The organism is Microbacterium sp. WCS2018Hpa-9, assembly GCF_031843745.1.
In the GTDB taxonomy this organism is placed as follows: Bacteria; Actinomycetota; Actinomycetes; order Actinomycetales; family Microbacteriaceae; genus Microbacterium.
This window is the reverse complement of sequence record NZ_JAVTIY010000002.1, coordinates 122296-141765: the sequence shown is the minus strand read 5'-3', so window position 1 is coordinate 141765 and position 19470 is coordinate 122296. Positions and strand designations below refer to the sequence as shown.

17 protein-coding genes are annotated in these 19470 nt (G+C 68.4%); 13 read left to right on the top strand and 4 right to left on the bottom strand.

Features of this window, described 5'->3' with window-relative positions:
- Positions 1 to 3 precede the first annotated feature (3 nt).
- Positions 4 to 180, bottom strand: a complete 177-nt coding sequence (locus tag RQG82_RS04445) for a hypothetical protein (protein WP_311257928.1) — start codon at positions 178 to 180, stop codon at positions 4 to 6.
- A 217-nt stretch (positions 181 to 397) separates the two neighbouring features.
- Here RQG82_RS04445 and hemG point away from each other — a divergent pair, with 217 nt between their 5' ends.
- The 9 genes from hemG to RQG82_RS04400 all read left to right on the top strand — a co-directional run bounded on the left by hemG (position 398) and on the right by RQG82_RS04400 (position 8213).
- Entirely contained in the window at positions 398 to 1942 is a 1545-nt protein-coding gene (gene hemG, locus RQG82_RS04440; RefSeq protein WP_311257927.1) for a protoporphyrinogen oxidase, read from the top strand.
- Between the two features lie 203 nt (positions 1943 to 2145).
- The gene (locus RQG82_RS04435; protein ID WP_311257926.1) at positions 2146 to 2568 is read left to right on the top strand and encodes a hypothetical protein; all 423 of its coding nucleotides are present in this window, start codon (positions 2146 to 2148) and stop codon (positions 2566 to 2568) included.
- A 1-nt stretch (position 2569) separates the two neighbouring features.
- Positions 2570 to 2977: a phage holin family protein gene (locus RQG82_RS04430; protein ID WP_311257925.1), complete on the top strand. Its 408-nt coding sequence runs from the start codon at positions 2570 to 2572 to the stop codon at positions 2975 to 2977.
- Positions 2964 to 3245, top strand: a complete 282-nt coding sequence (locus tag RQG82_RS04425) for a hypothetical protein (RefSeq protein WP_311257924.1) — start codon at positions 2964 to 2966, stop codon at positions 3243 to 3245. Before RQG82_RS04430 ends, RQG82_RS04425 begins: the two co-directional genes overlap by 14 nt.
- A gap of 67 nt (positions 3246 to 3312) precedes the next feature.
- Complete coding sequence (gene hemQ / locus RQG82_RS04420; RefSeq protein WP_042541315.1) at positions 3313 to 3990, top strand: hydrogen peroxide-dependent heme synthase; 678 nt, start codon at positions 3313 to 3315, stop codon at positions 3988 to 3990.
- A 7-nt stretch (positions 3991 to 3997) separates the two neighbouring features.
- On the top strand, positions 3998 to 5014 hold the full coding sequence (gene hemC, locus RQG82_RS04415) for a hydroxymethylbilane synthase (RefSeq protein WP_311257923.1): 1017 nt from the start codon (positions 3998 to 4000) through the stop codon (positions 5012 to 5014).
- The gene (locus RQG82_RS04410) at positions 5011 to 5802 is read left to right on the top strand and encodes a uroporphyrinogen-III synthase (protein ID WP_056374518.1); all 792 of its coding nucleotides are present in this window, start codon (positions 5011 to 5013) and stop codon (positions 5800 to 5802) included. Before hemC ends, RQG82_RS04410 begins: the two co-directional genes overlap by 4 nt.
- The gene (gene hemB, locus RQG82_RS04405; RefSeq protein WP_311257922.1) at positions 5799 to 6776 is read left to right on the top strand and encodes a porphobilinogen synthase; all 978 of its coding nucleotides are present in this window, start codon (positions 5799 to 5801) and stop codon (positions 6774 to 6776) included. Before RQG82_RS04410 ends, hemB begins: the two co-directional genes overlap by 4 nt.
- 108 nt (positions 6777 to 6884) lie before the next feature.
- Positions 6885 to 8213 (top strand): glutamate-1-semialdehyde 2,1-aminomutase, encoded by a 1329-nt coding sequence (locus RQG82_RS04400; RefSeq protein WP_311257921.1) that lies wholly within the window; start codon positions 6885 to 6887, stop codon positions 8211 to 8213.
- A gap of 15 nt (positions 8214 to 8228) precedes the next feature.
- On the opposite strand, the gene RQG82_RS04395 is transcribed toward RQG82_RS04400, so the two are convergent.
- The gene (locus RQG82_RS04395) at positions 8229 to 9632 is read right to left on the bottom strand and encodes a DUF222 domain-containing protein (RefSeq protein ID WP_311257920.1); all 1404 of its coding nucleotides are present in this window, start codon (positions 9630 to 9632) and stop codon (positions 8229 to 8231) included.
- Positions 9633 to 9777: 145 nt separating this feature from the next.
- Between RQG82_RS04395 and RQG82_RS04390 the strand changes: the two genes are divergently transcribed.
- On the top strand, positions 9778 to 10227 hold the full coding sequence (locus RQG82_RS04390) for a hypothetical protein (protein WP_311257919.1): 450 nt from the start codon (positions 9778 to 9780) through the stop codon (positions 10225 to 10227).
- An 80-nt stretch (positions 10228 to 10307) separates the two neighbouring features.
- On the opposite strand, the gene RQG82_RS04385 is transcribed toward RQG82_RS04390, so the two are convergent.
- On the bottom strand, positions 10308 to 12272 hold the full coding sequence (locus RQG82_RS04385) for an ATP-binding cassette domain-containing protein (protein ID WP_311257918.1): 1965 nt from the start codon (positions 12270 to 12272) through the stop codon (positions 10308 to 10310).
- 121 nt (positions 12273 to 12393) lie between these two features.
- Here RQG82_RS04385 and RQG82_RS04380 point away from each other — a divergent pair, with 121 nt between their 5' ends.
- From RQG82_RS04380 to RQG82_RS04370, 3 genes are all read left to right on the top strand, one after another.
- A complete protein-coding gene (locus RQG82_RS04380; RefSeq protein WP_311257917.1) occupies positions 12394 to 13455 on the top strand; it encodes an enoyl-CoA hydratase/isomerase family protein in 1062 nt (353 codons plus the stop codon).
- 200 nt (positions 13456 to 13655) lie between these two features.
- A complete protein-coding gene (locus tag RQG82_RS04375; protein WP_311257916.1) occupies positions 13656 to 15383 on the top strand; it encodes an ABC transporter ATP-binding protein in 1728 nt (575 codons plus the stop codon).
- Positions 15380 to 17623, top strand: a complete 2244-nt coding sequence (locus RQG82_RS04370) for an ABC transporter ATP-binding protein (RefSeq protein WP_311257915.1) — start codon at positions 15380 to 15382, stop codon at positions 17621 to 17623. The genes RQG82_RS04375 and RQG82_RS04370 overlap by 4 nt, the downstream gene beginning before the upstream one ends.
- A 117-nt stretch (positions 17624 to 17740) precedes the next feature.
- Here RQG82_RS04370 and RQG82_RS04365 read toward each other — a convergent pair whose 3' ends face one another.
- Complete coding sequence (locus RQG82_RS04365; RefSeq protein WP_311257914.1) at positions 17741 to 19402, bottom strand: D-alanyl-D-alanine carboxypeptidase; 1662 nt, start codon at positions 19400 to 19402, stop codon at positions 17741 to 17743.
- Positions 19403 to 19470 lie beyond the last annotated feature (68 nt).

Here is a 19470-nt window from a genome sequence, read left to right as displayed (position 1 = left end):
GGCTCACGCCTTCGCTGCGCGGCGCCTCGCCCGGCGCACGATCCTGAGGTCGTCGAGACCGAAGCGGCCTTCGGGCAGTGCCTCGCGGATCGCGGTGTCGCTGAACGGCCGTGACGGGCGGATGCCGATGGGCGGTTCCGGGGCAGGGGGCAGCGCCTCGCTCACTCCTTCCGCGAGCATCCGCGCCTGTGTCTTGGCGACCAGCGGGCGGTGTGCCCCGAGCAGATCGTGCTCCGCGAGGTGCGCAAGCGCGGCTCCGGACGCACCGCGACTGCAGCTGCAGAGGCCTGAACCCGCGCATCCACGTCTGAGCGCTCCTCGAGGATTCTGCGTGCTGTGCGCGTTTCTCCGGTCGCAACCGGCGAGGCATCCGGGTCGCGGGTGAAAGGATTGACGCATGCCGTCGAATTCCGCGAACCGTGAGTCGTCCCGAGCCGAGCCCGCCACCCTGGCAGCGCGCGCGGCCACGCGCCACATCGTCGTCATCGGCGGAGGCGTCGGTGGGCTGATCGCGGCTCGCGAATGCGTCAAGGTCGGCATGCATGTCACCGTGCTCGAAGGGTCGGATGCCGTCGGCGGCGCGATCCGTCAGGCCGAGATCGACGGTGTCGTCGTGGATGCCGGTGCGGAGAGCTATGCGACGCGCGGCGGACGAGTGCGAGCGCTCCTGACCGAACTCGGACTCACCGATCGCATCGTCACCCCCGCGGCTGGGAGCGCCTGGCTCGCGGGCATCCCCGGCATCGGAGCTGCGCCGCTGCCGGTCGGCGGCATCCTCGGCATCCCGAGCAATCCGTTCCAGGAGGACGTGCGCCGCATCATCGGCTGGTCGGGAGTGTGGCGCGCCTACCTCGATCGCGTGCGCCCGCCCCTAACGATCGGCCACAACCAGAGCCTCGGCAAGCTGGTGTCTTCGCGAATGGGCGTCAAGGTGCGAGACCGGCTGGTGGCTCCGGTGACGACGGGCGTGTACTCCGCGTCACCCGAAGACGTCGATGTCGACATCGCTGCTCCCGGGCTCAATGCCGCGCTCACGCGCGTGGGTTCGCTGTCGGGCGCTGTGCAGGCTCTGCGTGACGAGAGCGCGGCGCGTGCGTCGCAGGCGGCTGCGGCACAGGCGCCCGGTGCTGCTGTCGAAGGCCTCGCCGGCGGCATGATGGTGCTGATCGAGGCGCTGGTCGCCGACATCGAGAAGCTCGGCGGCGCCGTCCGCACGGGCGTCCGGGTGACCGAGATCGCACAGTCCGCTGCGGGCTGGACCGTGCGTGCCGAGGGGGAGCCGCTCGCCGATTCGGATTCGGATGTGGATGCGGATTCGGCCCCGGAGGCACTCGAGTTCACCGCCGACGGCGTGGTGCTCGCGACCTCTGAGGCGGTGGCGCGGCGTCTGGTCGAGCACATCGCACCTGCACTCGCCGAGACCACGCCGGCGGATGCGCCGGAGATCGAGATCGTCACGCTGCTGCTCCAGGGCTCCGCCCTGCAGGGCGCTCCCCGGGGCACGGGCGTCCTGACAGTGCCAGGCAGCCACACCGCGAAGGCGCTCACGCACTCGACGGCGAAGTGGGAGTGGCTCAGGGCCGCCGCCGGAGATCGGCAGCTGGTGCGCGTCTCGTTCGGCGCTCAGGGAGAGCCGGCCGCGACGGCGGGCCTCGATGACGACGCGGCTGCGGGTCTCGCGCTCCGCGAAGCATCCGCTCTGCTCGGCGTCCCGCTTGCGCCCGGCGATCTCATCGGTGCGCACCGTTCACGGTTCGTGCAGTCGCAGCCCGCGTCGATCATCGGCTCGGGCGAGCGGCGCGAGGCGGCACGGTCGGCCATCCAGGCCGTCCCCGGCCTGGCAGCGGTGGGTGCATGGCTCGCCGGCACCGGACTCGCGCAGGTGATCCCCGACGCGCGAGACGAGGCAGATCGGCTGCGTCGCTCGCTGCTCTGGGACTGACGCCCCGCGTCGGCGCACCCTGAGGTCGCGCTGCCGCGAGCACGACGCGCCACATGAGGTCAACCCGAAAGTCGCTCTGCTGTCAACCCTCTGCCTGACAGATGCCGAAATCGGCATACGGGGCTACGCTGGACACCTGGCAGGCGGCTCCATGTCGTCGGTTCGCCCCTGGCGTTCACACCGGAACAACGTGAGGAGACCCCATGAAGGGGAAGATCGGACTCGTCGTAGGAATCGGCGTGGGATACGTGCTCGGAACCCGCGCAGGGCGCGAGCGTTATGAGCAGATCAAGACGCAGTGGCTGAAGGTCTGGAACCTCGACCCCGTGCAGGAGCAGGTCGTCAAGGTCAAGGGCTACGTCGGCGACAAGGCGGCGGCGGTGCCCGGTGCGATCTGGACCGGCGTGCAGAAGGTCGTCAAGTCGGCCAGCGGCGGCGACAAGACCGCCGGCCAGCGACTCGACTCCGCTGTCGCGGCCGGCCGCAAAGCCGCTGACGACATCGTCGATGCCACAGAAGACGCCGTCGAAGAAGTCAAGGACGCCGCGAAGAAGGACGACGCGAAGAAGCCTGCGGCCAAGAAGCCGGCATCCCCGCGCTCCACCGCCGCGAAGTCTGGCAGCTGACATGCCCCGCGGATACCGCGATCGTGCCGAGGACAGCCTGCTGTCCCTGATCGGCGATCTTCCGGAGCTCATCAGCGGCCTCGTCAAGGCCGAGATCAACGCAGCCAAGACGTGGATCTCGAAGACCGCGAAGGATGCGGGGATCGGCTCCGTCTGGTTCCTCGTCGCGCTCTTCTTCCTGTTCTGGGCCGTGCCGGTGATCCTGGTCTTCGCGATCGCCGGGCTGTCGTCGTGGTGGCCGGTCTGGCTCTCGGCGCTGGCGGTCTTCGGAATCCTGATCCTCGCCGTGCTGCTGTTCGCGCTGCTCGGCATCCTGAAGTTCCGCAAGGTGCTCGCTCGCAAGAACCCCGCCCAGGCGGTGGGCGAGGACATCAGACTCGTGAAGGAAGCCGGCTATGACGAACTCTGAGATCACGCGGCCGCTGCCCAAGACGGCTGTCCCCGCGGGGATCGTCGATCCGGTGCAGTCCGCCCGCGCCGAGCTCAAGGCCGCGCTTGCGGCGATCGAGGTCAAGGGCAACTTCCCTCGGCGGATCGACAAGGCATCGAAGCGCGCGGCAGCGAAGGCACGGGTCTTCGCCGACCGCAACCCGGCCGCGGCGATCGCCGGAGCCGTCGGAGTCGCCGTGACCGTCGGCGGCCTCGTCTGGGTCATCGCCCGCGCGCTCTCTCGCTGACCGGGGGCGAATTCTCGCATCCTGACTCGCGTTCGCGAGTGATTCACAAAGGGGGCAGACTGGATCCATGTCCGATGCACGCGAAGAGAACCCGTCCGGTTTCACCCTGTGGGCCGTCTGGCGACGAAACCCCGACGTCGCGGTCACCGAGTCCGACTCCACCGAACTCGAGACGATCGTCTCCTACATCGAGGACTCGGGCGTCACGGTCCGCGGCTTCTATGACGTCTCCGGCCTGAAGGCCGACGCCGACCTGTTGGTGTGGCTGCATGGAGACACCGCAGAAGATCTGCAGAAGGCCCTGCGGCGCCTGCGCCGCACCGAGCTGCTGCGCACTCTGCTGCCTGTCTGGAACGTCATGGGCGTGCATCGGGACGCTGAGTTCAACCGTGCGCACGTGCCGGGATTCCTCCGCGGTGTCGAACCGAAGGACTGGCTGTGCCTGTACCCGTTCGTCCGCACGCCCGAGTGGTATCTCGCGCCCGAGGAGGAGCGTCGCAAGATGCTCGCCGACCACGGTCGCAAGGGTGCCGCCTTCAAGGGTGTCATCGCCAACACGGTCGCCGCGTTCGCCCTGGGCGACTACGAGTGGATCCTGCCGCTCGAAGCCGACGAGGTCACCGAGCTGGTCGACCTCATGCGTGACCTGCGCTACACCGACGCGCGTCTGTACGTGAAGGAGGAGATCCCGTTCTACACGGGCCGTCGCCTTCGTTTCGACGAGATCGCGGACGTGCTGCAGTAGGTCGACGATGAGCACTCAGAGCCACACAGCCGTCCCGATCCGACTGGGCACCCGCCGCAGCGCGCTCGCGCAGGCGCAGTCGGGTCATGTCGCCGCCGCCCTCGAGAAGATCTCGGGGCGCCCCGTCGAGCTCGTGCCGATCACCAGCGAAGGCGACACGAATCGTGCGTCGCTGTCGGAGATCGGCGGCCAGGGCATCTTCGCAACACGCCTGCGTGAGGCGCTGCTCGCGGGGGAGTGCGACTTCCTCGTGCACTCGCTCAAGGATCTGCCCACGGCGATCCCCGAGGGGCTCGTCATCGCGGCCACCCCCGTGCGCGAGGATGCCAGGGACGTCGCGATCACGCGTGGCGGGACGCCTCTGCACGAGCTGCGTTCAGGCAGCAAGGTCGGCACGGGTTCTCCTCGCCGCATCGCCCAGGTGCACCGCAGGGCCCCGCACGCGGAGGTCGTCGACATCCGCGGCAACGTCGACTCACGTCTGCAGCGGGTCGCATCCGGCGAGCTGGATGCCGTCATCCTCGCTGCCGCCGGGCTGTCGCGCCTCGGAACAGATTCGCCGCTTCGCCGCGAGGAGCTGGGACTCTCCGAATGGCCCACCGCGCCGGGGCAGGGGTCGTTGGCTGTCGAGACCCGCTCCGACGCTCCGGCTGAGCTGCTCGCCGCGCTCGCCGAACTCGACGATCATGACACCCGGCTGGCCATCACGGTCGAACGCGGAGTCCTCGAAGGACTCGACTCCGGATGCCAGGCGCCGATGGCCGCTCATGCCGTCGTGGAGGGCGATGAGATCCGCCTCAGGACGGTCGTCTACTCGACCGACGGCGGTCGCCGGATCGGCCTCGACGTCACGGAGACTCTGAACGGGGAGTATATTCGTCGGAACGGCAGCGGCAATGGAGCGGATGCTGCCGGTGGTGCAGACCCGATGCGCACAGCGCGCGAGTTCGGGTTGTCTGTCGCCCATCGGCTGCTCGAGCAAGGGGCGGCCGACCTCGTCTCCCGAGAGCATTCCTCATCATGACCAATTCGAAGCAGGACCGACCGCTCGACGGCTGGCGCATCCTCGTACCCCGCGGAGGCCCGTGGGGCGACGGCGTCGCCGCCAGTCTGCGTTCCCGTGGAGCGGTGCCGGTCGTCGCGCCGCTGATCAACTTCGCGGCCACCACCGATCAGGCCGCGCTCGACGTGGCGCTCACCCGACTGGCTGCCGGAGAGTACGACTGGCTGACGGTGACGAGCGCGACGACCGTCGACGTGATGTTCGCGCACCGCGCGGTGGTGCCGCGTCGCACGAAGATCGCGGCAGTCGGCGAGACGACCGCGGCCGCTCTGCAGGCCGTCGGGTACGAAGTCGCGATGGTGCCGGACGAAGACAATTCAGCAGCGGGGATGGCCGAGCAGCTCATCGCCCTCGAGGCCGAGCCGCGTCGCATCTTGGCGCTGCGCAGCGAGATCGCGAAGCCCGTGCTCAGCGTCCTGCTGCAGGAGGCCGGTCACGACGTCGACAGCGTCGTCGCCTACCGAACGGTCGGCGTGCCGGTCACCGACCGCATCAAGCGCGACGTCGAGAACGGACGCATCAACGCGATCCTGATCACGAGCGGTTCGGTCGCCGAGCAGGTGCGCGAGCAGTTCCCCCTGATCCCGGATGAGACGCTGCTGGCTGCGATCGGCCCGCGGACTGCGAAGGACGCCGACAAGGCGGGTCTTCCGATCACGGTCGTCGCCGATCGTCAGACGGTCGACGCGCTCATCGATGCCGTGTCGAGCTACACGCTCCCGCACGCGGCGGACGAGCTGGCACCGTGAGCTTCCCCGACGTCCGACTGCGTCGCCTGAGGCAGTCTCCTGCCGTCCGGGGCCTGGTGCGGGAGACCTCTCTCGAGCCGCGGCAGCTGGTGCTCCCGCTGTTCGTGCGCGAGGGAGTCACCGAAGCCGCCCCCATCGGTTCGATGCCCGGGGTCGCGCAGCATTCGCTCGATTCTCTGCGTGCCGCAGCCGTCGAGGCTGCCGAGGCGGGTGTCGGCGGGGTGATGCTCTTCGGAGTGCCGGCCGTCAGAGACGCTCAGGGCTCGGGTGCCGACGACCCGAAGGGCATTCTGAACGTCGCCACCGAGGTGCTCGCGGCCGAGGTCGGAGACGCCCTGGTGGTGCAGACCGACCTGTGCCTCGACGAGTTCACCGACCACGGTCACTGCGGCGTGCTCGCCGCTGACGGCACCGTCGACAACGATGCGACTCTCGAGCGCTACGCGTCGATGGCCCTGGCCCAAGCCCGGGCCGGCTCTCAGCTGCTCGGACTGTCGGGAATGATGGACGGCCAGGTCGCCGTCATCCGCGAGGCTCTCGATTCCGAGGGCTTCACCGACACGCTGCTTCTCGCCTACGCGGCGAAGTACGCGAGTGCGTTCTACGGCCCGTTCCGTGAGGCCGTGGATTCGCAGCTGAAGGGCGACCGCCGCACGTACCAGCTCGACCCCGGCAACCGCCGCGAGGGTGTGCGGGAGGCTGTCGTCGACGAGGAAGAGGGCGCCGACATCGTCATGGTGAAGCCCGCCATGGCCTTCCTCGACGTGCTGCGCGAGGTGCGCGACACCGTGCATATTCCGGTGTGGGCATACCAGGTGTCCGGCGAGTACGCGATGGTCGAGGCCGCTGCGGCGAACGGCTGGATCGACCGCCGCGCGTCGATCCTCGAGTCGTTGCTGTCGATCCGCCGCGCTGGCGCCGACGTCGTGCTTACCTACTGGGCGACCGAAGCCGCGCGCTGGCTGCGCCCCTGATCGCGCTTCGTAGACTCGTCACGCGGTGATCTGAGTCCCTCCCTCAGGTCTGCGGACTAGCCTGGAAGTGATGGCGGGAGAGTTCCGCGCATCGCTGAGGAGTGTGCTGTGACCGACCGCAATGACGACCTGTTCTCCGCTGCCCGCACGGTGATCCCCGGTGGTGTGAATTCGCCGGTGCGCGCCTACGGTTCCGTCGGCGGCACGCCGCGCTTCCTCGCGTCCGCGAGGGGTGCGACGGTGACCGATGCCGCGGGCAACGAGTACGTCGACCTGGTCGCCTCGTGGGGTCCCGCGCTGCTCGGTCATGCGCAACCTGAGGTCGTCGCCGCGGTGCAGGCGGCAGCCACTCGAGGACTCTCGTTCGGCGCTCCGACGGAGGGTGAGGTGGAACTCGCTCAGCTGATCGCGGATCGCGTGCGGTTCGGCGAGATCCGGCCCGTCGAACGGGTGCGGCTCGTGTCGACCGGCACCGAAGCCACGATGACCGCGATCCGTCTTGCCCGCGGTGCCACCGGGCGCGACCTGCTGGTCAAGTTCGCCGGCCACTATCACGGGCACTCAGACGGCCTGCTCGCTGCTGCCGGTTCCGGCGTCGCGACTCTCGCCCTGCCAGGGTCCGCGGGGGTGCCCGCGCCGATCGCCGCGCAGACACTCGTCATCGACTACAACGACCCGGAAGCGCTCGAGGCCGTCTTCGCCGAGCACGGCCCGCGCATCGCAGCGGTGATCGTCGAGGCCGCAGCCGCGAACATGGGCGTGGTCCCGCCGCTGCCGGGGTTCAATCGACTGCTGGCCGAGACCGCACACTCTCATGGCGCTCTGCTGATCCTCGATGAGGTGCTGACGGGCTTCCGCGTGCACCCTGCAGGCTTCTGGGGTCTCCAGGCCGCAGCCGGCGAGGACTATCTGCCCGACATCATCACGTTCGGCAAGGTCGTCGGCGGAGGCATGCCCCTGGCCGCACTCGGTGGACGTGCCGAGGTCATGGACCTGCTGGCCCCCCTCGGCCCCGTGTACCAGGCAGGCACGCTCTCGGGCAACCCGCTGTCGGTGGCCGCAGGCCTGACGACGCTGAGGCTCGCGACCCCCGAGGTCTATGCGACCGTCGATGCCGCGGCAACCAGGGTCTCCAGCGCTCTGGACGCCGCTCTCACGGACGCAGGCGTCACTCACGCCGTCGCGCACGCGGGGAACCTTTTCAGTGCGTCCTTCCGTGCTTCTGCGCCTCGCGACTATGCCGACGCGCAGGCTCAGGACTCGTTCCGGTACGCACCGTTCTTCCACGCGATGCGCGAGCAGGGAGTCGCGCTGCCGCCGAGCGTGTTCGAGGCCTGGTTCCTCACCGCCGCGCACGGCGAGGAAGAGCTTCAGCGCATTGAAGCGGCCCTTCCGATTGCCGCGCGCGCAGCTGCTGCGGCCCGCGCTCAGGCCTGAGCAGCGCCCAGAACCTCAGGCGAACATCACTCGTCGCCGTGGTGAGTCCCGATAGGTGCGGCCGAGCGGGCTGAACCAGTCGATCGTGCCGTCGGGAAGCTGCTGTGCGGTCCAGCGATGGTCGTCAGCAACATCCGGATGCTTGAGCGAGTGGTGCCGGGCGCACAGATGGGCGAGGTTGTGGATCTCGGTCCGCCCGCCCTTCGCGTGATCGAAGGTGTGGTCGATCTGGCATCGATGCACCGGCATCCTGCAGCCGGGGAACCGGCAGTGCTGATCTCGCGCTCGGAGGAACCGTCGCATGGGTTCTGTCGGCCGGTAGGTGTCGGTTTCGACGACCAGTCCGGTCGGATCGAGGAACAACCGGGTCCACCCGCCGTTGCGGCCAGCGAGATCACGCGCGATATCGGGATGCAGCGGCCCGTGTCCGTCGAGCTGCGCGGGGCGATCGTCGCAGCCCGCGAGCGTCGTGGCGGCGACGGTGACGTGGATGCGCCCCTGAATGTTGTCGAGTCCTGAGCCGTTCGCGGCGCTCGGATCGGAGGCGAGCAGGAGGTCGATCAGCAGATCTGTCCGAACCTGATCGATCGTGCGGCTGTCACAGGGGATGTGCTCGACTGTCGGCTCGGTCGGGTCGGTCGTGAAAGTCCCGTCGCCGAAGATCGCGTAATCGTCGCGGGACGGGTCGTCTTGCGCGATGTCTTCGGGGCGGATCGGATTCTCGCCGTCGTCGATCGGATCGAGAGTCGGCTCACGGTCGTTCCGTCCATCGATCACGGCGCGCGCGAGTCGGGTGAGGCGGTCGAGGATCGCCGTCGCGAGATGCTCGGGCAGCACGACCGTCAGCACGGAGAGGCCGTCTCCTGCCGGCCGCACTGTGACGGTGCGCTCCGCCTTCGAGCGCGCATGGCGCTCGGCGACCGTGGAGCCTGCCAGGACGGCTGCCAGCTCGCGCAGGTGCACTCGTGTGCGGGCAGGAGTCTCGCCCTCGGCCACGATGACGGCGACCGTGTCGTACAGGGGCAGCACGTCGGCATCCGCTCGCCCGTTGTTGACGGCCTCGCGGACCACTCCGGCGGCACGCACGATCTCGCGGACGTGCGCGGCCGTGATGCTGCCCGCTCTGAAAGCCGAGCGAACGCCGGGGTGGCTGGCGTCGAGGAATCCGGCATCGGTGAAGGCGTACTCGATGCTGCCCTGGCTCAGGCGGCCCGCTGCGGAGTACTCCGCGATCATCGATCTGTGGATGGCATCGCGGTGGAACGGATTCTCGTCGGAGTCCGACCGGCTCAGGCGCATCCGCTCAGCGAGAAGATCGGACGCCTCAGCTTCGAGGCTGGCGATCTGTCGCCGCTTCTCGACCCACGAGTCGAGCAGCTCAGCGCGCTGCTCGAGGTCGGGATCGGTGGCGGATGTCATGCTTCGATTCTAGTAGATTTGTTCGAAGGTCGAGCAGAACATCGGAATGGAAGAGGGGTGGAATCGTGGGAACCGACAAGGGATCGTTGCCTTCCTGTGAACAAGACACAGACATCTGGAAGGGTGCCGCTGGCAGACTGGACGCATGGTGACGTTGCTGCTGGACCAGACGCAACTCGAGATCGTGCTCTCGCCGATCGAGCGTGCGGCGAGCTTCCACCGTGACAACGTGCGGCTCGTGCGCGACACCATCACCAAGGTGCAGCTGATCGACGACGCGTGGACCTGGCTGCGCGGGGTGCCGAATCCGGGAACGCACATTCCCGGCGTGCTCGCCGCAGGAACGTGGAAGGCCGCGGGCAGCGTCGATTTCGTGCTCATCCGCCGCCGACGTCCCAGCGTGGTCATCGACCTCTCGGGTGACGCGCAGTACCGACGACTGATCCTCACGACGAGGCACGGCCTCGCATTGACCCAGGCGCTCCGACTTGAGGTGTCCGATGAGCCGGCGGACGTCGAGGAGATCGTCGCGACGGCGCCTACGCCGACCTCGAAGGGGAGTCGCCGTCCGGTGATCCGCCCGCGGCCCGCCTGAGCGACCCGAGAACGAGCGAACGCCCTCCGCAGCCTTGTGGCGCGGAGGGCGTTCGCATCAGGGGCCTGTTCGAGGCGGCCTCAGGACCGGTCGTGCTCGCCCTCGTGGTGCTCGTGGTGCTGGCCCTCGTGCTGCTCATGCTGCTCGCCGTCGTGGTGCTCGCCCTCGTGCTGCTGCCCATCGCGACCGTCGGTCGCCTCCGGAGCGGCATCCGCGTCTGCCTCCGCCGATGCGTCGGCGTCTCCGAGCGGATAGTCCTTGGGCTCGTCCTCGTAGTACGCGCGAGCAGCGGCGGCGAGCATCGAGGTGACGGCCGCCGAGCGAGGGTCGTCATCGGAAGTCCGGGAATCCGCCGACTCGTCGGACTCATCGGACTCGTCGGACTCATTGGACTCGTCGGAGTCGTGCACCTCGGCGAAGAACTCGACCCCGGAGTGCTCGCCGGTGCCGTCCACGTTCGCAGTCGTGTCGGTCTCGTCAGCGGCGTCGGCGTCGGCGTCGGGGGTGTCGGTGTCGGTGTCTTCGTCGACGTGAGCGTCCGCCCCATCGGCCGGGACGGTGCCGAACAGGATGTCGTCGAACGACGGCCGGGCGCCCTTCTCCTCGGCATCCGTGGGCGTCGCCGGCTCAGTCGATCCGCCTGCCGAGTCATCGTCGCCGGGGGCATCGTCACCGTGTGCATGCGCTGCTTCCGAGGCGACGTCGGCCGCATCCTCCGCATCGTTCGCATCCGAGGCATCCGCTGCGTAGCGGAGCTCTGCCGCGGCGTACTCGACATCGCGAGCCGCATCCGCCGCGTCCGCTGCGGCGTCGGCCTCGGCATCCGCCGCGTCAGCCTCTGCACGTGCCGCATCGGATGCGGCCGCATCGGACGCGGCCGCATCGGACTCGGCGACATCGGACTCGGCGACATCAGAGTCGACCGAATCGGACTCGGCGACATCAGGCTCGGCGACATCCTGAGTCGGGGAGGTCTCGGAGTCGGCACGCTCGGAGTCAGCCTCGACCTGCGAATCGGGTGCCGCTGCGACACCGACGACCGCCGCCGCGACACCGACGACCGGTGCTTCGGCATCCGCGACCGGCGCTTCGGCATCCGTGACCGGTGCGGAATCGGGGACCGGCGCGGCGGTGATGGCCTGCGGTGCGAGCCTGCCGCCGCGGACGAGCTCGATGAAGACGTCCTCGAGAGTGGGGCCGCGCTGCACCAGGGTGGCGAGGGCGATGCCGGCCGAAGCCGCGATGGCGCCGACCGCTCCCGCGTTGCTGCCGCGAACGGTGAGACCCGAGCGGAGCACCTCGACCTCGAGGCCGGCCGCCGAGAGCGCCGACTTGAGCGCGCCACGATCCGCCGCGTCGACGACGACCGAACCTGCAGACGGGTCGGCGAGCTTCTCGATGCCGCTCGAGAGCACGAGCTGGCCCTTCGAGAGCACGAGCACGTGGTCTGCGACCTGCTCGATCTCACTCAGCACGTGCGAGGAGACGAGAACCGTGCGGCCCTCGTCGGCGAGGCGGCGCAGGAGGAGGCGGATCCAGCGGATGCCCTCCGGGTCGAGGCCGTTCGCCGGTTCGTCGAAGACCAGAGCGCCGGGGTCGCCCAGCAACGCATGGGCCACGCTGAGTCGCTGACGCATTCCGAGCGAGAAGCTGCCGATGCGCCCGTCGGCCTCGTGCTCGAGACCGACCAGCGAGAGGACCTCGTCGACACGCGAGAGGGGGATGCCGTTGGCCTTGGCCGCGATCGTCAGCTGGCGCGAGGCCGATCGGCGAGGGCGATAAGCGGTCTCCTCCAGGACGGATCCGATCGTGCGCAGCGGGTGGCGCAGCTCTGAATGCGCGGTTCCACCGATCGTGGCGGTGCCGCTCGTGGCGCGCACCTGCCCGAGGAGGATGCGCAGGGTGGTGGTCTTTCCGGCGCCGTTCGGGCCGAGGAAAGCGGTCACGACACCGGGCTCGACTCGCGCGGAGAAGTCGGACACCGCCGTCACGTCGTTGAAGCGCTTCGTGACGTGCGTGAACTCGAGCACCTGTCCGTCGGGCATCTGCGACCTCTCGTTGCAGTGGGCAGTTCTGTCTATCCTGCCGGAAAAGCCGCAGGATCGTGCATTTACCCTACAAACGCGGCCGGATGCAAGGGTCCGTCCACCGGGTAGCCTGGCACCCGTGACCGAATCCAGTGCAGCTCCCCGGGTCCTCGTCCGCACCGAAGGAGCCCTCGGCAGGCTGACCCTGAACCGGCCGGAGGCGATCAACGCGCTCGACCCCGGGATGATCCAGCTGCTGACGCAGGCACTCGAGAACTGGCGTCACGACACCGATGTGCAGATCGTCGTCATCGACGGCGCGGGCGAGCGGGGCATGTGCGCCGGGGGAGACGTCCGCGGACTGCATGCGCAGATCGTGGCGGGACGCACCGAGGAGACCACCGAGTTCTTCCGCGCCGAGTACGCGCTGAACGCGATGATCGCGGAGTACCCGAAGCCCATCGTCTCTGTCGCCGACGGCATCACGATGGGCGGGGGCGTCGGACTCGCAGGTCACGCGGCGATCCGCATCGTGACCGAGCGCTCGAAGCTGGCGATGCCTGAGACGCGGATCGGCTTCACCCCGGATGTCGGCGGCACGTGGCTGCTGGGGCGCATGCCCGGCCGGTTCGGCGAGTACTTCGGACTCACGGGCTCGACGATGAACGGAGCGGATGCCGTGCTGCTCGGCTTCGCCGACCACTTCGTGCCGTCCGATCGGCTCGACGCGCTGCGCGAGGCGCTCGCGTATCGCGCCGACCCGACCGGGCCGGCCGAGATCGTGCTGCTGTTCGACGAGACTCCTGAGCCGTCTGCTCTGCCGGCTTCACGCGACTGGATCGATCGCGCCTTCTCGGCCGACACGATCACGGAGATCGTGTCGCGCCTGCGTTCGGAGGAGGCTGCGGATGCCGCGACGACCGCAGACCTGCTCGAGAGCCTGGCCCCGACCGGACTCGCCGTCACCCTCGACGCCATCAGGGAGGCGCGTCGACTGCCGAACCTGCGTGCTGCTCTCGAGGGTGAGTACCGCCGCGTGATGTGGTTCGTGACGCGGCATCCCGATCTCGTCGAGGGCATCCGCGCCCAGCTCATCGACAAGGACCGCAATCCGAAGTGGAACCCGGCGACCATCGCTGAACTTCCGTCGGATGCCGGAGCCGAGGCTCGGGATTTCGTGCCCGAGCACTCGCTGTTCTGAGGTATTTCGGTATATCTGCGGTTGTTCTCCGCGGTGCATAAACCGCTGGCCGTAGGTGAAATGGTTCGCTGTCAGCGAAGGTCCGCCCATCGGGGGATACGAATGTCCGAAGTTCATGCCACTCTTGCAAGTGCGTGATCGTCGGCCTGCGTCCGCCCGTCGGGAGATCCGCCGATTCATCCTTCCTAGAAAGTCCGCCTGTGCTGGGAAAAATCCTCCTCCGTTATCTCGCCCGCTATAAGTGGCTGCTCGCGGCTGTCCTGGTGTTCCAGTTCGCCAGCGCGCTCGCCACTCTCTACCTCCCGCGCCTGAACGAAGACATCATCAACAAGGGCGTCGCCCAGTCAGACACCGCCTACATCTGGCGCACAGGGCTCTTCATGCTCGCCGTCTCGCTCGGCCAGATCATCGCCTCGGTCATCGCGACCTACTTCGCCGCCCGCGCGTCCATGGGCGCGGGGCGCGACATCCGCGCCGACGTCTTCGCCAAGGTCAGCGGATTCTCCGAGCGCGAGGTGTCGCAGTTCGGTGCCGGCTCCCTCATCACGCGCAACACGAACGACGTGCAGCAGGTGCAGATGCTCGCGATGATGGGCGCCACCATGCTCGTCACCGCGCCGCTGCTCGCGATCGGCGGCATCATCTTCGCCGTGCAGACGAACATCGGTCTGAGCTGGCTCATCGCCGTGTCCGTGCCGCTGCTGCTGATCGTCGCCGGGCTCGTGGTCAGCCGCATGGTTCCGCTGTTCCGCAGCTACCAGGGCAAGCTCGACACCGTGAACCGAGTGCTGCGCGAGCAGCTCACGGGTGTGCGCGTCGTGCGAGCGTTCGTCCGAGAGAACATCGAAGAAGAGCGCTTCCGCGGCGCCAACACCGACATCATGGTGGTCGGTCGCAAGGTCGGCTCCCTGTTCGTCCTGCTGTTTCCGCTGTTCATGCTGATCCTCAATGTCACGATCGTGGCGGTCGTGTGGTTCGGTGGCATCGAGGTCAACAGCGGCACGGTGCAGGTCGGCACGATCTTCGCCTTCATGCAGTACATCGGTCAGATCATGGGCGGCGTCATCATGGCCAGCTTCATGGCGATCATGATCCCGCGCGCTGCGGTCTCGGCCGAGCGCATCGGCGAGGTCCTCGACACGCAGTCGAGCATGGAGCGCCCGGCGAACGGTGTCACCGACTTCCCGACCCCCGGCTCGGTCGCCTTCGACGATGTCGAGTTCACCTATCCCGGGGCCGACTCTCCCGTGCTCAAGGGCATCAGCTTCGCGGCAGAGCCCGGCGAGACCGTCGCGATCGTCGGTTCTACCGGTGCGGGCAAGACGACACTCGTGTCGTTGATCCCGCGACTCTTCGACGTCTCGGGCGGAGCCGTCTTCGTCGGCGGCGCCGATGTCCGCGAGGCGGACGTCGAGTCGCTGTGGGCGACGATCGGCCTCGTTCCGCAGCGTCCGTTCCTCTTCACCGGCACGGTGGCGTCGAACCTCCGCTACGGCAGAGAGGACGCGACCGACGAAGAGCTCTGGCACGCCCTCGAGATCGCTCAGGGCCGTGACTTCGTCGAAGAGATGCCGCAGGGCCTCGAATCGCGCATCACCCAGGGCGGCACGAACGTCTCCGGCGGCCAGCGTCAGCGTCTGGCGATCGCCCGCGCTATCGTCCGTCAGCCGCAGATCCTGGTGTTCGACGACTCGTTCTCGGCGCTCGACCTCACCACCGACGCCCGGTTGAGGCAGGCCCTGTGGCGTGAGCTGCCGCACGTGACGAAGATCGTTGTCGCGCAGCGCGTCTCATCCATCACCGATGCGAATCGCATCGTCGTGCTCGAAGGGGGCACCATGGTCGGCGTCGGCACGCACGAGGAGCTTCTCGAGACGAGCACCACGTACCGAGAGATCGTCGAATCGCAGCTGGGGGTGGACGCATGAGCGAGCAGAACACTCCTCAGACCCGCCGCGGTCGCGCGGCCAAGGCCACGGCCGCGACCACTGCGGTCGAGCCCGAACTGACCGAAGAAGAGAAGTACGAGGCCGAGCTCGCCGAGAAGGCGCGCCAGGACGGCGGCGGCTGGGACAGCGTCGCACCCGGCAAGGCCGACAACTTCGGCCAGAGCTTCAGCCGGATGATCGGGCTGCTGAAGCCGTCGGCCGTGTGGTTCATCCTGGTGTCGATCGCCGGCGCCGTCGGCGTCGTGCTGACGGTCGCGGCACCGAAGGTGCTCGGCGAGGCAACGAACCTCATCTACAAGGGCTTCATCTCGGTGCAGCTCGCTCAGGCGAACGGGGACTTCCCCGGTTTCCCCGCAGGCACCCCGCAGGACGACGTCGTCGACGCGCTCCGCCAGGGCGGGCAGGACGACTTCGCCAACCAGGTCGAGGCTCTCGGCAGCTTCCGGGTCGGTGACGGCGTCGACTTCGACGCGCTGCGGTGGATCATCATCGCTGTGCTGGCGATCTACGTCACGGCCGCCTTCCTCAGCTGGCTCCAGGGCTACGTGATCAACGTCATCATGGTGCGCACCATGTGGCGCCTGCGCGAAGAGGTCGAGGCGAAGATCAACCGCCTGCCCCTGTCGTACTTCGACAAGGTGCAGCGCGGCGACCTGATCTCGCGTGTGACCAACGACATCGACAACATCACGCAGACGATGCAGCAGTCGCTGTCGGGCGCGATCACGGCCGTGCTCACGGTCGTGGGCGTGCTGGTGCTGATGTTCTCGATCTCGTGGCAGCTCGCGCTCGTCGCTCTGGTGGCACTGCCGCTCATGGGCGTGATCTTCGGTGTCATCGGCCCGCGGTCGCAGAAGGCGTTCGGCACTCAGTGGCGCAAGGTCGGCCGACTGAACGCCCGCGTCGAAGAGGCTTTCTCCGGCCACGCGCTGGTCAAGGTCTTCGGTCGCGAGCAGGATGCGCTCGAGAAGTTCAAGGACGAGAACGAGGAGCTGTTCCAGGCGAGCTTCAAGGCGCAGTTCCTCTCCGGCATCATCATGCCGGCGATGACCTTCGTCGGCAGCCTCACCTATGTGGGCATCGCGGTGCTCGGCGGTCTTATGGTCGCGAGCGGACAGCTGCGTCTCGGAGACGTGCAGGCGTTCATCCAGTACTCGCAGCAGTTCACGCAGCCGCTGTCGGAGCTCGGTGGCATGGCCGCGGTCGTGCAGTCCGGAACGGCGTCCGCCGAGCGGGTGTTCGAGCTGCTCGACACCGAAGAGCAGGAGGCCGATGCCATCGACGCTCCGAAGCTCGCCGACGGCAAGGGCGTCGTGGAGTTCGAGAACGTCGCGTTCTCGTACACGCCCGAGCGTCCGCTCATCACCGACCTCTCGTTCCGGGTCGAGCCCGGTCAGACGGTCGCGATCGTCGGTCCGACGGGAGCGGGCAAGACGACGCTCGTCAACCTCATCATGCGGTTCTACGAACTGAACGGCGGGCGGATCCTGCTCGACGGCCAGGACATCTCGGAGGTCACTCGCGAGCAGCTGCGCTCGCGCACCGGCATGGTGTTGCAGGACCCGTGGCTGTTCGCCGGGAGCATCCGCGAGAACATCCGATACGGGCGCTCCACGGCGACCGACGAAGAGGTTCTCGAGGCGGCGAAGGCGACGTATGTCGATCGCTTCGTGCGCTCCCTCCCCGAGGGCTACGACACGGTGCTCGACGAGGACGCGTCGAACGTCTCAGCGGGTGAACGCCAGCTGATCACGATCGCCCGGGCGTTCGTCGCTCAGCCGTCGATCCTGATCCTCGACGAGGCGACGTCGGCGGTCGACACCCGCACCGAGGTGCTGCTGCAGCACGCGATGGCGGCGCTGCGCCAGGGACGCACATCGTTCGTGATCGCCCACCGTCTGTCGACCATCCGCGACGCCGACCTCATCCTCGTGATGGAGCACGGTGACATCGTCGAGAAGGGCACGCACGACGAGCTCATCACCGCGCAGGGCGCGTACTGGCGCCTCTACCAGTCGCAGTTCGAGCAGGCGGCGACCGACATCGACGCAGAGGACGCGCTCACGGGCTCGACCCCTGTCGTCGTCAGCGGCGACGCCGAAGAAGCGGCTGCGGCAGCACAGGTCGGAGTCTCGGTCGGGGCGCAGGTTCCTGCCGCCGAGGCTGCAGCCGCGCAGGCGGTCGTCGAGCGTCCGGATGACGGCGGCCAGAGGGCCTGATCCGCACGAGACCCGGTCAGCACCAGACCGGGTCAGCGCGCGACCTTGTCAGCACCTGACCTGATCAGCAGATTGCCCCGACTCCCGTTCATTCGGGGGCGGGGCATTCTGCTGTCCTCAGCGCTGAGCTTCGGTGATGCCGAGGAGCTCGAGCGGATGGGTCAGGCGCCACCACGGGCTGGGGGCATCGACGTCTTCTGCGAGCGACAGCGACGTCGTCACCGTGTTCAACGGTCCGGTGCTCGTCATCGTGCCGACCTCGTCGCCCGATTCGCGGTCGTCGCCGAGGGAGAAGTCGGTCGAGGCCTCGGCCATCGCGCCGTTCCACAGCACGATGTCGGCGTCGGCATCCGTCACGACATCGGCGGTCGCACCCCACGGCGTCGTGACCGTGCCGACGACCGTGCCCGCCGCGACAGAGGGAGCCTGCTGCTCCAAGGCGGTCTCGACCTGCGAGAACAGCGAGCGGGTCTGGGCGAGGCGCTGCTCATCGTCGGCCTGCCCGAGAACCGACGCATAGAGGTGCACGGTCGTGTCGTCGATGGTGATGACCTTCGCGGTCAACAGGTTCCAACTGTCTCCGAGCGTGCCGGTCTTGACGCCGACCACGCCAGGATCCGCCAGCATCCCGTTCGTGTTCACCACCGTGCCCGCGCCCGGAAGATCGACCGACGGGGTGCCGACGATGCCGGCGAACACGGGATTCTGCATCGCCAGCTCGGCGAGCGCGACGAGCGACTCGGGCGTGGCCCTGTTGCGGTCGTCGAAGCCAGACGGGGTCACGATCGTGATGCCGTCGAGGCCGCGGTCGCGCAGCCACACCTCCGCCGCGGCGGTGAATGCCGACGGGGAGCCCCAGATCTCCTGCGAGAGACGATCGATGTAGTTGTTCGCCGAACCGAGCAGCGTTCCCTGCAGGAGCTGGAACTCGGTGAGAGTGCCGCCCACGGGCACGTCGAGTGCCGACTGGTCGGAGCGGCGGTAGTCCCAGTACGCCAGGTTGTCTGCCCGCGTGAACGAGAACTCCGGGCCCTGCTCGCCCACGGCGAGAGGCATTCGATCGAGCACCATCAGGCTCGAGACCACCTTGGTGACGCTCGCGATCGCAGCCGCATCGAGCGACGACGACATCGTGCCTATTCCGCCGATTCCCACAGCCGCGCTTCCCTGGGTGGGCCAGGTGATCGCGGCCGCGGGTGCGGCGACGGTCGTGAGCTCCACTGCCTGCACCGTCGGCGCCACCTCGTGCAACGGCCACAGCATGGCCGACCCGACATAGGTGCCGAGCAATCCGACGAGAACACCGAGCGGGACCAGAACGCCGGGGCGAGTGATCGCGGGGCGCAGGTGCGCTCCCGTCAGAAGTGCGCCGCCGCTCGCCGGGGGAGGCGTCTCATCGAGCGCCTCGATCGCGGGGTGTCGAGCGACTTCGACCGCATCGACCCACGTCAGCGGCGTCCCACCGCTGGTGCCCTCCGCCCACTGGGCATCGGGAGTCGTCTCGGGATCGGGAGTGGCGAGAGCGGTCTCCAGAGCGCCGAGCGCGGCGGCGTCGTCACCCGCATCCGATTCGGATGTCCCATCCACGGGGCCGGCCGACGAGACGTCGGCATCAGGCTGTGCCGCCGTCGAGCCGGCTGCCGTCGAACCGGCAGGCGCTGACTCAGCAGGCGCCGACGCTTCAGCCGTCGACCCGGCAGGCGCTGACGCATCGGGCGTTGACGCGTCGCCCGCAGGAACGGCGGAGGCGGTGGCCTCGGCGGAGTCAGGAGCGGTCACCTCCTCACGGTACCGAACTCGCGCAGGGATCCGTGTCGCTGCAACAGGAGCAGACGTGAGTGTCGGCA